The sequence below is a fragment of the Dorea sp. D27 genome, from assembly GCF_001185345.1.
GTDB lineage: Bacteria > Bacillota > Clostridia > Lachnospirales > Lachnospiraceae > Extibacter.
The window spans coordinates 363,238-377,049 of record NZ_KQ236743.1 but is presented as its reverse complement, the minus strand read 5'-3'; the positions used below and the strand labels follow the sequence as shown (position 1 = coordinate 377,049).

Annotated in this window: 9 protein-coding genes; 3 read left to right on the top strand and 6 right to left on the bottom strand. The window is 51.5% G+C overall.

Going from position 1 to position 13,812, the window contains the following annotated elements; all coding sequences use genetic code 11:
- The first annotated feature begins 13 nt into the window (after window positions 1-13).
- The gene (locus HMPREF0980_RS01785) at window positions 14-1,060 is read left to right on the top strand and encodes an ABC transporter substrate-binding protein (RefSeq protein WP_049727446.1); all 1,047 of its coding nucleotides are present in this window, start codon (window positions 14-16) and stop codon (window positions 1,058-1,060) included.
- Between the two features lie 67 nt (window positions 1,061-1,127).
- Here the strand turns inward: HMPREF0980_RS01785 and HMPREF0980_RS01780 are convergent, their stop codons facing one another.
- On the bottom strand, window positions 1,128-1,877 hold the full coding sequence (locus tag HMPREF0980_RS01780; protein WP_049727445.1) for a GNAT family N-acetyltransferase: 750 nt from the start codon (window positions 1,875-1,877) through the stop codon (window positions 1,128-1,130).
- 24 nt (window positions 1,878-1,901) lie between these two features.
- The gene (locus HMPREF0980_RS01775; protein WP_049727444.1) at window positions 1,902-4,592 is read right to left on the bottom strand and encodes a translation factor GTPase family protein; all 2,691 of its coding nucleotides are present in this window, start codon (window positions 4,590-4,592) and stop codon (window positions 1,902-1,904) included.
- Between the two features lie 156 nt (window positions 4,593-4,748).
- Here HMPREF0980_RS01775 and carB point away from each other — a divergent pair, with 156 nt between their 5' ends.
- The gene (gene carB / locus HMPREF0980_RS01770) at window positions 4,749-7,973 is read left to right on the top strand and encodes a carbamoyl-phosphate synthase large subunit (protein ID WP_049727443.1); all 3,225 of its coding nucleotides are present in this window, start codon (window positions 4,749-4,751) and stop codon (window positions 7,971-7,973) included.
- 104 nt (window positions 7,974-8,077) lie between these two features.
- Here carB and HMPREF0980_RS01765 read toward each other — a convergent pair whose 3' ends face one another.
- A complete protein-coding gene (locus tag HMPREF0980_RS01765; RefSeq protein ID WP_049727442.1) occupies window positions 8,078-8,905 on the bottom strand; it encodes a MerR family transcriptional regulator in 828 nt (275 codons plus the stop codon).
- Window positions 8,906-9,021: 116 nt separating this feature from the next.
- Here HMPREF0980_RS01765 and HMPREF0980_RS01760 point away from each other — a divergent pair, with 116 nt between their 5' ends.
- A complete protein-coding gene (locus HMPREF0980_RS01760) occupies window positions 9,022-10,350 on the top strand; it encodes an MATE family efflux transporter (RefSeq protein ID WP_049727441.1) in 1,329 nt (442 codons plus the stop codon).
- Window positions 10,351-10,356: 6 nt separating this feature from the next.
- On the opposite strand, the gene HMPREF0980_RS01755 is transcribed toward HMPREF0980_RS01760, so the two are convergent.
- Genes HMPREF0980_RS01755 through HMPREF0980_RS01745 form a run of 3 tightly spaced genes read right to left on the bottom strand, consistent with a single transcriptional unit; the run spans window position 10,357 to window position 13,795 of the window.
- Window positions 10,357-11,664: an SPFH domain-containing protein gene (locus HMPREF0980_RS01755; RefSeq protein ID WP_049727440.1), complete on the bottom strand. Its 1,308-nt coding sequence runs from the start codon at window positions 11,662-11,664 to the stop codon at window positions 10,357-10,359.
- Window positions 11,665-11,683: 19 nt separating this feature from the next.
- Window positions 11,684-12,670 (bottom strand): TPM domain-containing protein, encoded by a 987-nt coding sequence (locus HMPREF0980_RS01750; RefSeq protein ID WP_049727439.1) that lies wholly within the window; start codon window positions 12,668-12,670, stop codon window positions 11,684-11,686.
- A 30-nt stretch (window positions 12,671-12,700) separates the two neighbouring features.
- Window positions 12,701-13,795: a TFIIB-type zinc ribbon-containing protein gene (locus HMPREF0980_RS01745; protein WP_049727438.1), complete on the bottom strand. Its 1,095-nt coding sequence runs from the start codon at window positions 13,793-13,795 to the stop codon at window positions 12,701-12,703.
- Window positions 13,796-13,812: the final 17 nt, after the last annotated feature.

Below are 13,812 nucleotides of genomic sequence, written 5' to 3'. Positions count from 1 at the left end.
AAGGAGGTATTTTATGAAAAAGCGATTACTTGCTGTTCTGCTTGTGGCCGTCATGGCTCTGTCCATGCTGGCCGCATGCTCCTCTGCCAAAGAGGATAAGGATACGAAAGACACGGCTGAGACTGCCGGAGAGACGAAAGAACAAAAAACGGTGGATGTAACACTCAACGAAGTGGCACATTCCATTTTTTATGCCCCGATGTATATCGCCATCGAAGAAGGATATTTCAAGGAGGAAGGCATCAATCTGGACCTCGTGACAGGATTTGGGGCCGACAAGACGATGACCGCCGTACTCTCCGGTGAAGCAGATATCGGCTTCATGGGCTCTGAGGCTTCTATCTACACGTACAACGAAGGGGCCAAAGACTATGTCGTGAACTTCGCGCAGCTCACGCAGCGGGCCGGAAACTTCCTCGTCGCCCGTGAGGAGATGCCTGACTTTAAGTGGGAGGACTTGAAAGGCAAGCTTGTGCTCGGCGGACGTAAAGGCGGCATGCCTGAAATGGTATTTGAATATATCCTGCGTCAGAACAATATCGACCCGGCCAAGGATGTGGAGATTGACCAGAGCATCGACTTTGGTTCCACCGCGGCAGCATTCTCAGGCGGTCAAGGCGACTTCACGGTCGAGTTTGAACCAGGGGCCACAAGTCTTGAAAAAGAGAAGGAAGGCTATGTAGTCGCTTCCCTCGGAACCGACAGCGGCTATGTTCCGTACACGGCCTTCTCTGCAAAGAAGAGCTACATCGACAAGAATCCTGACATAATCCAGGGCTTTACGAATGCACTGCAGAAGGGTATGGACTATGTTCAAGCCCACACCCCGGAAGAGATTGCTTCCATCATCGCTCCCCAGTTCAAGGAGACGGACCTGGACACTATCACGACCATCGTGACAAGATACTATGACCAGGACACTTGGAAGGATAACCTCACCTTCGAAAAGAAGAGCTTCGAACTGCTCCAGGATATCCTGGAGGATGCAGGCGAGCTTGACGACCGGGCGCCGTATGACGACCTCGTGACGACCGACTTCGCCGAGAAAGCGGCAAAATGATACAATGGATGAAGGGCTGCCGGGAGCGTATATCGCCCCGGCAGCCCTTCTTAACGGACCGTTTCTGTTATTTCTTGAGTATTCTCTTTAAGCCGGCGGCATCTAATAGATTCACCGTCTGGAATCTTCCTTTATAAAACACGCCCCAGTTGTTGAATACACAGGGAAGTTCCTTCGCCTTCTGCAGCGTATCCACCTGAATCAGCGATACGGGGACGTCATTTTCCTCACAATACTGCCTTATCCTCTCGATGCTCTGACAGACATAGGGGCATTGCATATCATAATAAACCGTCAGCTCTTCGCTTTCAATCGCCGGTTTCTTAACATTTCGTGCAAACTCCGGCACCGTTCCGTCAAAGGAAAGCGCAAGCAGCTCGTATCCGTCCTCGGTAGCATCAACAGCCTCAAACCCGAACCTTTTCGAAAAGGACTGGTCAGAAAGCCAGGCTTTCTGCTTTTTTGCCCCGAGCATGCAGATGCCGGATTTCCCCTTCTCTCTGGCATCAGCCATGCAATACTCCATCAGCATCTTCCCATATCCCTTCCCTTTGTGGGGACCGGTCACCCATAGGCAGTACACGTAGTAATAGTTGTCCCCGATGATGGGAACCCAGGCAGTCTCAAGAGGTGCGTATTCTATAAAAACGGTCGCTTTTTCATCCAGCTTTCTAAACACATGTCCTTCATCCAGCCGGTCCAGAAGCCATTGCCGCTTCGCGTCAATCCCTTTGTGGGGCTTCCTGCTGCGGATAATGCAGCACAAGTGCTCATCGTACAGGTTCTCTTTCGTCAAATTTATAAATTCCTTGTTCATCCGTATCCTCGCTTCCTGTCAGTGTCAATCTGCAGAATCTTTTCCCATCCGCATATCTTCCATATAGTCCGCCAGTTCTTCCGGCAGATTATCGAACAGATAGCTGCGGGGGCTTCTGCTCTCTTTGAGGTGCTCCTCCCTCAGTTCCTGCATGGCCAGTTCCACCTCTTCCCGCAGCCCCTGGGCCGACAGTCTCCGTCCGCCTTGTCCGAGAATGATTACCTGCTCCAGTGCATCTGATGTAGCCACAGTCACATTATGCTTCCTTCCGATTCTGTGGACCGTCTTTTCAATATACTGGTCTGCCGTCTCTGCTTCTTTCGTATACACGACATAGATGTTGTGGTATGTGGAGATGGAGCCCGGATTTCCTTCTACTTTGTACGCATCGAACACAAGGATAAGCGTCATCTTTCGGAATCCCTGATAATTGCTCATGATATCCATAAGCTTGTCCCTGGCGCTCATGATATTCACCTTTGCCAGCTCTTTCAGTTCGTCCCATGCAAAGATGATATTGTAGCCGTCCACAAGCAGATATTCTTCTGCCTGCTCCCGCTTCTTCCGGGGCCTGTATTCTGCCGCTGAGATGCTCCCGCCTTCCGTCCTGCGTCTTTCCACCATCTTTTTCCTTTTGACGGGGCCATAAGTACGCACGAATATCTCTTCCAGTTCTTGTTCTGTATAAGCGGGGCTGCCTTCAGTATTATCCGGCCTGTTTCCGCAAACCGCTTCCGGACCGCTCCTGCCTGCATCCTGATCTTCGTCCTGCCATCCACTGTCCACATGCATATATTCCTCGACCTTATCCCAGCTGACGACAAAGCCGGCACCATGGGCGCAGAATACAGAGCCTGTCGGATTTTCCAGATCTTTCTCCGAATCATAGCCTGTCATTTCTATAACTTCATCTGCATTTTTACATGGATGATATCCGCCCGGCATACAGGAGATCCTTCCCCGTCCTCTCGTATAGGCATTCAATTCGGTCTGGTAGCCCTGCATGGATGCAACCGGCACGTTTCCGGACAGGACAGACATGTCCCCCTGAGTCTGCGGAGCCTCAAAGTCTCCGTTCATCCGCCGGATGTCAGACATGGCACGGCCCACAGACTCTGCGGGGACCTCCATGCGGAACTTATAGTAAGGCTCCAGCAGGATGCTTCCCGCCCTCTTAAGCCCCTGGCGGACCGCCCGGTAAGTAGCCTGGCGGAAGTCTCCCCCCTCGGTATGCTTCAGGTGTCCCCGCCCGGCGATGAGGGTTATCTTCATATCCGTGATGACTGAGCCGGTCAGCACGCCCGGATGGTCCCGTTCCTCGAGATGGGTCAGTATGAGACGCTGCCAGTTCCCGTCCAGCTCATCTTCACCCACTGCACTGTCAAACACAAGGCCGCTTCCCTCCTCCAGCGGTTCCAGAAGCAGATGTACTTCCGCATAATGACGCAGCGGTTCAAAGTGTCCGACCCCCTCGGCCGGCCTTTGGATCGTCTCCTTGTATACGACATGTCCCGTGTCAAACTGTACGGACACGCCGAACCTTTCCTGTATGATTCTTTTTATAATTCCAATCTGGACCTCCCCCATAAGCTTTACGTGTATCTCTCCGAGGCGTTCGTTCCATATGATATGGAGCTCCGGCTCCTCTTCCTCCAGCTGTTTAAGGTCAGCAAGCACCTTATGGGGGTCTGCGCCGTCCGGCAGCACGACCCGGTAGTGAAGCACCGGTTCCAGCACCGGCATGTCGGACGCGGATTCCGTGCCAAGCCCCTGCCCCGGGTATGTTCCCGCAAGCCCGGTAACCGCACAGACCATCCCGGCCTCCGCCTTCTCCACCGCTTCATATTTTGTTCCGGAATAGATACGTATCTGGTCGGCTTTCTCCCTGGCCGCCGCCCTGCCTTCACCATCTCTCGTCTCAATGGCTTCCTTGACCTTCAGGCTCCCCCCGGTAATCTTCATATAAGTGAGACGGCTTCCCTGTCTGTCTCGGGCAATTTTATACACCTTGGCCCCGAAAGCCTCCGGACAGGCCGGATGTCTCGTATACTGAGCGATCCCCCTAAGCAGTTCCTCTACACCTGTCAGCTTCAATGCAGATCCGAAGAAACACGGAGATACCTTCCGCTCCCGGATAAGCCCTGCTATCTCTTCTTCACCGGCATGTACGCCCGAAAGGTAGCGCTCCAGCAGATCCTCATCACACATGGCAATCTGTTCATGGAACTGTTCCATGTCTCTTTCCGGGCTAAAATCCACGCATTCCTCTCCGAGCCTGACCTGAAGCTCTTGTAGTATCCTTTCCTTATCGGTCCCCTCCTGATCCATCTTATTAATAAATAGAAAGGCCGGTATCCCATACCGGGCAAGGAGCCTCCACAACGTCTCCGTATGCCCCTGCACGCCGTCTGCCCCGCTTATGACGAGAACTGCATAGTCCAGTATCTGGAGCGTCCGCTCCATTTCTGCCGAAAAGTCCACATGGCCCGGTGTATCCATCAGCGTAATCTCTATATCATTAAAAGAGAATACCGCCTGTTTGGAAAAGATGGTAATCCCCCTTTCCTTTTCCATCTCGTACGTATCCAGAAACGCATCTTGATGATCCACACGCCCCATTTTCCGAACTGCGCCGCTTATGTACAGCATGCCCTCCGACAGCGTCGTCTTTCCTGCGTCCGCATGGGCCAGTATTCCCAGTACAATTCTTTTCATCTATCTCCACTCTTTCCTGACTGCTTATCAGCATACCTATCATCTCTATTATTTTAACGTCTGTAGATAGATATTACAACTTTTCTTTTTCTCCATTCTCCTATATAATAACAACTAGAGAATTTATTCTATCGACTTACTGACAGGAGGAGAATTATGTCTAAGAGAACTGATATCCACAAAGTACTGATAATAGGCTCCGGCCCCATCATCATAGGGCAGGCCTGTGAATTTGACTATTCAGGCACCCAGGCCTGCAAGGCGCTCCGCAATCTCGGCTACGAGATCGTGCTCGTCAATTCCAACCCCGCCACTATCATGACGGACCCTGAGACGGCTGATGTCACTTATATAGAGCCGCTCAACGTAGACAGGCTGGAACAGATTATCGCCAAAGAACGGCCAGATGCACTTCTGCCCAATCTTGGCGGACAGTCCGGCCTCAATTTATGTTCTGAGCTTGCCAAAGCAGGCGTCCTGGACAAATATAACGTGCAGGTCATCGGCGTACAGGTAGACGCCATCGAACGCGGAGAAGACAGGATTGAATTTAAAAAGGCTATGGACAGCCTTGGCATCGAGATGGCCAGAAGCGAAGTCGCCTATACTGTAGAAGAAGCACTGTCCATTGCCGAAGATCTCGGCTATCCGGTCGTGCTCCGCCCTGCTTATACGATGGGCGGCGCAGGCGGCGGTCTCGTCTATAACAGGGAGGAGCTCAAAACGGTCTGCTCCAGAGGGCTGCAGGCGAGCCTTGTCGGACAGGTGCTCGTAGAGGAATCCATCCTTGGCTGGGAGGAGCTTGAACTTGAAATCGTGCGTGACTCCGAGAATAACATGATTACCGTATGCTTTATTGAAAATATCGATCCTCTTGGCGTACATACAGGTGACTCCTTCTGCTCTGCGCCAATGCTCACCATCTCTGAAGAATGCCAGAAGCGTCTCCAGGAGCAGGCGTACAAGATTGTGGAATCGGTTCAGGTTATCGGCGGGACGAATGTACAGTTCGCACACGACCCGGTCAGCGACCGCATTATCGTAATTGAAATCAATCCAAGAACTTCCCGTTCCTCTGCACTTGCATCGAAAGCTACCGGGTTTCCTATCGCGCTCGTGTCTGCCATGCTCGCTGCCGGACTTACGCTTAAGGATATCCCGTGCGGAAAATACGGCACGCTGGATAGATACGTACCTGACGGCGACTATGTCGTAATTAAGTTTGCCCGGTGGGCGTTTGAAAAGTTCAAAGGCGTGGAGGACAAGCTTGGAACGCAGATGCGGGCTGTCGGCGAAGTCATGAGTATCGGAAAGACCTATAAAGAGGCTTTCCAGAAAGCGATCCGCAGTCTGGAGACGGGGCGCTGCGGGCTTGGCCATGCCAGAGACTTTGATACGAGGAGCAAGGAACAGCTTCTTCAGATGCTTATCACCCCTTCAAGTGAACGCCACTTCATCATGTATGAGGCACTCCGCAAAGGTGCCTCCGTCGAGGAGATTCACGACATCACGAAGGTAAAGCCTTATTTTATCGAACAGATGAAAGAGCTTGTAGAAGAGGAGGAGGCGCTGGCTGCTTGCAAAGGCTCTCTTCCAGACAATAATCTGCTCGTTTCTGCTAAGAAAGACGGCTTCTCCGACAAGTATCTGAGTCAGATTCTCGATGTACCGGAGGATTCGGTGCGAGACCGCAGAGAGGCCATCGGAGTCCATGAAGCATGGGAGGGCGTACATGTGAGCGGAACGCCTGACAGTGCGTACTACTACTCTACTTACAATGCAACGGACAAGAACCCGGTGGACGGAAGCAGGCCAAAGATAATGATTCTCGGCGGAGGGCCAAACCGCATCGGTCAGGGCATCGAATTCGACTACTGCTGCGTCCATGCCTCCCTGGCCCTGAAAAAGCTCGGTTTTGAGACGATAATCGTAAACTGTAATCCGGAAACAGTATCCACAGACTACGATACATCAGACAAATTATATTTTGAACCGCTTACGCTGGAAGACGTGCTGAGCATCTACAAAAAAGAGAAGCCTCTCGGCGTTATCGCACAGTTCGGCGGCCAGACTCCGCTTAATCTCGCGGCAGAGCTTGAGAAAAACGGTGTCAGGATACTCGGCACGTCTCCGTCCGTCATCGATCTGGCCGAAGACCGTGACCTTTTCCGCGATATGATGGATAAGCTCGATATCCCGATGCCGGAGTCCGGCATGGCGACGACCGTGGACGAGGCGCTTGCAATCGCGGACAGAATCGGCTATCCGGTTATGGTGCGCCCCTCCTATGTGCTGGGCGGACGCGGTATGGAAGTCGTGTACGATGATGAAAGCATGGCGGGCTATATGAACGCAGCCGTCGGTGTGACGCCTGACCGCCCGATACTCATAGACCGCTTCCTGAATCATGCCACCGAATGCGAGGCAGACGCTATCAGCGACGGGACACATGCATTTGTCCCCGCTGTTATGGAGCATATCGAGCTGGCCGGCGTACATTCCGGCGACTCCGCATGTATCATCCCATCCGTGCACATTTCCGAAGAAAATGTACGCACAATCAAGGAATATACGAGAAAGATTGCCGAGGAGATGCACGTCAAAGGTCTGATGAACATGCAGTATGCCATCGAGAACGGCAAAGTGTACGTGCTGGAAGCCAATCCCCGTGCATCCCGTACCGTTCCCCTCGTGTCCAAAGTGTGCAATATCAGGATGGTTCCGCTGGCGACAGATATCATCACCTCCGAAATTACAGGACGCCCGTCTCCGGTATCCGGGTTGAAGCAGCAGATCATCCCATACTACGGTGTAAAAGAAGCCGTATTTCCATTCAACATGTTCCAGGAGGTAGACCCTATCCTCGGACCTGAAATGCGCTCTACGGGAGAAGTGCTCGGCCTGTCAGCGCATTACGGCGAGGCCTTCTACAAAGCGCAGGAGGCGACGCAGTCAAGGCTGCCGCTTTCCGGCACGGTACTCATCTCCGTAAATCGGAAAGACAGGACCGAAGTGGCAGAGATTGCAAGAAGCTTTGCAGAAGACGGATTCGATATCGTGGCGACAGGTACGACATGCGACATCATACGCGAAGCCGGCATCAAGGCAGAAAAGGTGAAAAAGCTGTATGAAGGGCGCCCGAATATCCTCGACATGATTACAAACGGAAAGATACAGCTTATCGTAAACTCCCCGGTAGGCAAAGACAGCGTCCATGACGACAGCTATCTGCGGAAAGCTGCCATAAAAGCCAAGGTTCCATATATGACCACGATTGCCGCTGCAAGGGCCACCGCAAAAGGCATCCGCTATGTGAAAGAACACGGCAACGGAGAGGTCAAACCGCTCCAGCAGCTGCACAGTGAAATCATGGAGGTATAGCAGAACAGAATGCGGGAGGGAGCCGGTTGGGAGATGCATCTCCCAACCGGCTCCCTCCCACTTTACTGATAAGGATAAATATAACTGTGTTAAAGGTTATCTTCTTAAGCCGGGTGGACCCTGCAGATAATCTTTGTCAGGTAGTCTTCTTCCCGCTGCACAGTCAGGCCATCGAAAAGATAGTCTTCGTAAAAGTACTCCGAAAGCTCCATCCTGTTCTCTTCTGCATACCGTACAATCCTTCTGTACGCTGCTCCTATGTCCTGCCATCTTCCTTTATGGTAGGCCGTTACATAGTCACCTTCCGGTCGCACTTCGTATGCCACCTTCTTCGGTTTTGCCGAGAGCAGCTGGTACAGCGTCCGATAGCTGTCATACGTTCCTGACATGATATCCGCCCGATTCTGCCGGAAGCCGATGCCGTACGGACTCCTGATTCCATGCTCTTCGCAATAGTCGAGGAAATTCCCGATTTCTATGCTCCATCCCATCTCATCACTGCTTTCGATTCCGGACAGTACCATATATCTCTTCTCCTCATGCCGGACGCTGATTACTTCCAGCGGGGCTGAGATGCCGCTTTGGATACAGTCTGCTTTCTCCTTCATCCAGCGCTGCATCTGGCGGAGTTTCTGCATCCGTTCTTCGATGATAAGGTTCTCCCTCTCAAACAGCTTCAGAAGGCTCTCAGGAGTCCTGCCGTCCACATATGCTTTGATTTCCTGCAGAGGCATGTTCAGCTCCTTAAGCGAATATATGATTTGAAATATATCGAGCTGAGAGAATGAATAGTATCTGTATCCGTTGTCAAGCTTCACCTCCGGGCAGAGCAGCCCGATGGCGTCGTAGTGGAACAGTGTGTGTTTCGTCACCCCTGTCAGTCTTGCAAATTCTCCTGTCGTCAGATACCTTTCTTTCTTTATTATTGCCATATTTGTAATCTCCTCTTGACTATCGGGTTACCCTATACCTTATCATAGCAATTGTCGGATAAAAACACAACTCAGATAATTTATCTGCAGCACATTAATCAGGAAGGAGGATTCATATGTCGAATTCAATTGCAAAAGATTTCAAGTTTTTCTCTCTGCTTCGCTTTGCAGCTCCCACTATCATTATGATGGTGTTCATGTCCTTATATACGATTGTAGACGGTATCTTTATTTCCAGGCTGCTCGGAACGAATGCCCTGTCCTCCGCCAACATTGTATATCCGGTTCTGAACCTCGTCATAGCAGTCGGTGTCATGCTTGCTTCGGGAGGAAGTGCCATCATAGCAAGAAAATTTGGTGAAAATAACGCGGAAGAAGCCCGGGAAGACTTTTCACTGATTATTATCGTCGGGGTCGCGGCGGGATTCATAATCATGGCCGCCGGCAACCTGTTTATAGAGCCCATCGCAAGAATGCTCGGCGCGACAGACGTACTGCTTGCAGATGCAGTCAGCTACCTCAGCGTGTCATTGTTTCTCGCACCCGCCTGTATCCTGCAGCTGCTCTTCCAGACGTTCTTTGTAACAGCGGGCAAGCCGAATCTGGGGCTTCTGCTCACCATCGGAGGGGGACTGGCGAACATGGTCCTGGACTATGTCTTCATGGGGCCGCTTCAGATGGGCATCGGCGGTGCTGCCCTGGCCACCGGTATCGGGCAGCTCATCCCTGCAATATCGGGAATTATATACTTTTTCTTCGTAAAAGGTTCCCTGCATATTACAAGGCCAAAGTTCCGGGGTGCCGTAGTCATCGAAAGCTGCCTGAACGGTTCGTCCGAAATGGTAACAAATATATCCGCCGCGGTAGTTACCTACCTGTTCAATATCATGATGCTCCGGTTTCTCGGCGAACCAGGCGTGGCGGCAATCACAATCGTGCTGTATGGACAGTTCCTGTTCAATGCGATGTATATGGGCTTCTCCATGGGTGTCGCGCCTGTCATCAGCTATAATTATGGAAGCGGCAATGAAAAGCTGTTAAAGCGGATATACAGAATTTGTATCTCGTTCATCTGCATATCCGCCGTTATCATAACATTATTTGCACTGCTGTCTTCTCCGTATATCGTGGAAATCTTTACTCCTGCAGGAACGAAGACATACGAGATTGCAAGAAGCGGATTCTTCCTCTTCTCGTTCAACTATATCTTTGCCGGTATCAACATCTTCGCATCCGCGATGTTCACCGCATTTTCCAACGGGAAGATATCGGCGGCCGTCTCTTTTGTCCGCACCTTCGTATTCATCGTGGCCAACATACTGCTGCTACCGTACCTTATCGGTGTAAATGGCATCTGGCTGTCCGTACCGGCCGCCGAGTGCATGACTGTCTTCCTGTCCGTCTATTTCTTTTACAGGAAAAGAAAAGACTACCGCTATATCTAACATAGGCTACTGTACATCATTCTCGTCAAAGCGGTCTCCACATTCAGGGCAGAACTTCGGCGGATTCTTCGGGTCCGCCGGTTCCCAGCCGCATTTGTCACAGCGGTAAAGGGGGGTTCCTGCCGGTTTCTTTGCGCCGCACTCCGGACAGAACTTCCCTTTATTCCCCTTATGTCCACACGCACATGTCCAGCCATCCTCTGATGGCGTGCTTTCCTGTGCCTGTACGCCCTGAACGGCACCCGACATACCTGGGCTCTGGGTGTCCTGTGGAGCCGGGGCGCTCTGTCGGGCCGGGGGATTCTGCTGTCCCATCTGATACAGTCCCTGTGCATTCATGCCGCCCATATTCTGGGCCATTCCCATTCCCATGAACGCCATAGCGGGGCCCGCGTTTTCGTTTCTTGCCGCCGCCTGCATCGCTGCTGCCTGGGCGCTTGCAAGCTGAGCCGCTGCCATCGTCGGGTCTCTGAATGCTGCATTCCTCTGCAGCTCCTTGATTATTGCCTCATCTTCCTCAGAAGCTTTCAGGCTCGTAACGCCAAAGGAAGCAATCTCTATTCCACGCATGTTCCTCCATTTTGCAGAGAGGATATTATTGAGCGCATCTGCTATCTCCATCGTGTGCCCCGGAATCGCGCTGTAACGGATCCCCTGTGCAGAAATCTGGGCAAAGGCCGGCTGCAGGGCGGTCAGCAGCTCGCTTTTCAGCTGGCTGTCCAGCTCATCTCTTATATATTCGTCATCCACGTTCCCACACACATTTTTATAGAACAGCATTGGATTGACTATCCTGTAGGAGTATTCCCCGCAGCAGCGGAGCGCAATATCCATATCCAGTCCCACATTGCTGTCAACAACGCGGAACGGTACCGGATTGGCCGTACCATACTTGTTGCCCATCACTTCTTTTGTATTGAAGAAATATACCCTCTGGTCTTTTCCGGTATCTCCGCCAAATGTAAAACGCTTCTTCAACGTTTCCCACGACTGCCCGAGACCTTCTCCAAACCCACCGTAGAATATCGTAGGCTCCGTAGAGCTGTCCCAGACGAACTCACCTGGCTCCGCGGAAAATTCCACCACTTTGCCCTGCTCTACAATCATCATACACTGACCGTCATTGACCGCGATGATCGATCCGTCCGTGATGATGTTCTCACTTCCTTTCTTGTTGCTGCTACGTTTGGAACTGCGCTTCACACCTTTAGCAGCGAGCACATCAGCCTCCAGAGAATCACAGTAAAAATACTCTCTCCACTGGTCGGCCAGCACCCCGCCTAATGCTCCAATTCCTGCTTTTATCAATCCCATATCCTCTTATCCTCCTATCTTAAAACTTGCCGTTCTTACCTCCGTGCCGCTCGCCGCTCTGGCTCACATGGGTCGTGGACCTGCCATATGGGGAATCCCGTACCGGTTCTTCCCTGCGGGGAGAGTCTTTTTTAATCTCTTTTTCAATGGTTCTGGAATAAAGAAATATATCCTGCTTCTTGGTCAGCTCACAGCTGTCCTGCTTCATATACCTATCCGCCTGTTCCTGCCTGCGTACATTTTTCATCCCGCACATCTGAACCGCGATATAGATGCCGGTGATGACAACTCCCACACCTACAGACATCTTCGTCATATTAAGCCACGGATTTACTTCTTTTTCAGGCGCAATATGCTCCTGTTCCACCGCCGCCTCTGTGTCGGATGCCGCAGTGCCCGTTCCTCCTGCATCTTCGCCTTCTGTACCGGCTGCTTCTGTACCGCCTCCGTCCGCGCCATTGTCTTTTGCCGCGGGCGCTCCCGAAGGTGGCGCGCCCTCCTGCGTCCTCTCATCTTTCCTTGACGCATTGCCCTCCAGATAATACTCCACGTCATGAAGATATGTGTCAAAAGCATCGTAGTAAGCGGCCTCGCTGAGATATGGCAGCATATGGCTGCTGATTTCGTCCAGCCGGTAATCTATGAATACATCAATAGCTGCTCCGTGGGTGGTGAGCGACCAGTCCCTGTCTTCTATGCTCACTAGCAGCAGAATTCCGTCTTTCCCCTCCCCGCTGCCGTACCCCTCCGTGTCAAATATATCGTCTGCCGCCCTCTGGGCATCTGCCCCATAGATGGTCTTTCTTGTGACAACCGCCACATCTATCCCGTACTGTCCGGCAATCTTCTCCGCTTTTGCCTCCAGTCCGTCTATCTCCGTAGATGTAAGCAGCTTTGCATCATCAGTAATATGCTTTGGATACGCTTCTGGTTCCTGTGCCATGACGGTCAACGTTCCAAAGGCTAATGTAAGCACGAGCATTACTGCCAGCCATAATCGTTTCATACTTGCTCCTCCTCTTTTTCTCGTCCTAAGTTAAGACAATATGAATCTGACAATATTCAGAACTGCAAACATAGCCGCCGCGCTCCCTGCAAACACGGTCACGGAACGCTTGAAGAGCTGTCCCGTTGATACAGGAAAGTTTCCGGCAATCTTACCTGTCTGACCGTTAACCATATACACGTAACGCTTTCCACCGTACTGGATATCCATTACCCATACTGGAAACAGCGCGTACTTTACTTTCCCGTCCCGACAGACGACATGGGAGTCTTTCGGGACCACGGTGGCATACCGGCCGTCATCGGCAGTCTTTCTGAAACTGTCTTCAAAACTCCTTTTGATGCGTTCATTGGCTCTCGGCTCACACTCCTCTTCGCTCACATCATACTTCTCGGCATCATAGCCAGAAAGGTATGACTCATCAAAAGCTGCCGCCTCTTCCATGTCGTAGGGCTCGATAGATTCCATATATGTATCATCCATTATCAGAGAACCGTCCACCGGCACATGGTCAAAGGATACTTTCCCTTCCCTTTGTATCATATAATAGTCGGTCTGCGTGTACTCCTTGTTACCGCTCTTCCACTTCTTTACCTTTGTCCCCTCATAATTGGCGCATCCTTCCGCCACACAGCTGAACAGCCAATACGGCACATAGACGCCTCTCATCCCGCTGATTTTCTGCTCATCGGTAAAATCCTTCGGCAGAAGGCCCTTTCCTTTGCAGAATTTCTTATAGATATCCTGTGCCTCTTTTTTGCTCACTTTGAACGGAATGACAAGATCCGGCTTATATTTTCCCGATACCTGGCCCGGCAGAATGGCAGAACTGCCACAGTATGGGCACTCCGTCGCAATCGTCGTATCTCCGGCCTCTATCTCCCCTCCACAGGAAGGACATATGTATACCGTGTCCCCATCTTTCTCTTCTGTTTTCCATTCCCCCGTCCCATGCTTCCAGTCATAACTGTCCTTTTTCCCGGCATGTTTCAGAGCTTTTTCATATTCATTAAATACGTTCTGTTCAAAATCATTTTCGCAGAACGGACAGTGCAGCTTCTGAATCTCGCTGTGAAACACAAGATTCCCGCCACAGCACGGGCATTTAAATTCTTTTACGCTCATCTTCCCCTCTCCTTCTC

Coding starts and splice junctions, on each gene's coding strand:
- HMPREF0980_RS01785 (WP_049727446.1), top strand. CDS start 14: ATGAAAAAGCGATTACTTGCTGTTCTGCTTGTGGCCGTCATGGCTCTG.
- HMPREF0980_RS01780 (WP_049727445.1), bottom strand. CDS start 1,877: ATGAACAAGGAATTTATAAATTTGACGAAAGAGAACCTGTACGATGAG.
- HMPREF0980_RS01775 (WP_049727444.1), bottom strand. CDS start 4,592: ATGAAAAGAATTGTACTGGGAATACTGGCCCATGCGGACGCAGGAAAG.
- carB (WP_049727443.1), top strand. CDS start 4,749: ATGTCTAAGAGAACTGATATCCACAAAGTACTGATAATAGGCTCCGGC.
- HMPREF0980_RS01765 (WP_049727442.1), bottom strand. CDS start 8,905: ATGGCAATAATAAAGAAAGAAAGGTATCTGACGACAGGAGAATTTGCA.
- HMPREF0980_RS01760 (WP_049727441.1), top strand. CDS start 9,022: ATGTCGAATTCAATTGCAAAAGATTTCAAGTTTTTCTCTCTGCTTCGC.
- HMPREF0980_RS01755 (WP_049727440.1), bottom strand. CDS start 11,664: ATGGGATTGATAAAAGCAGGAATTGGAGCATTAGGCGGGGTGCTGGCC.
- HMPREF0980_RS01750 (WP_049727439.1), bottom strand. CDS start 12,670: ATGAAACGATTATGGCTGGCAGTAATGCTCGTGCTTACATTAGCCTTT.
- HMPREF0980_RS01745 (WP_049727438.1), bottom strand. CDS start 13,795: ATGAGCGTAAAAGAATTTAAATGCCCGTGCTGTGGCGGGAATCTTGTG.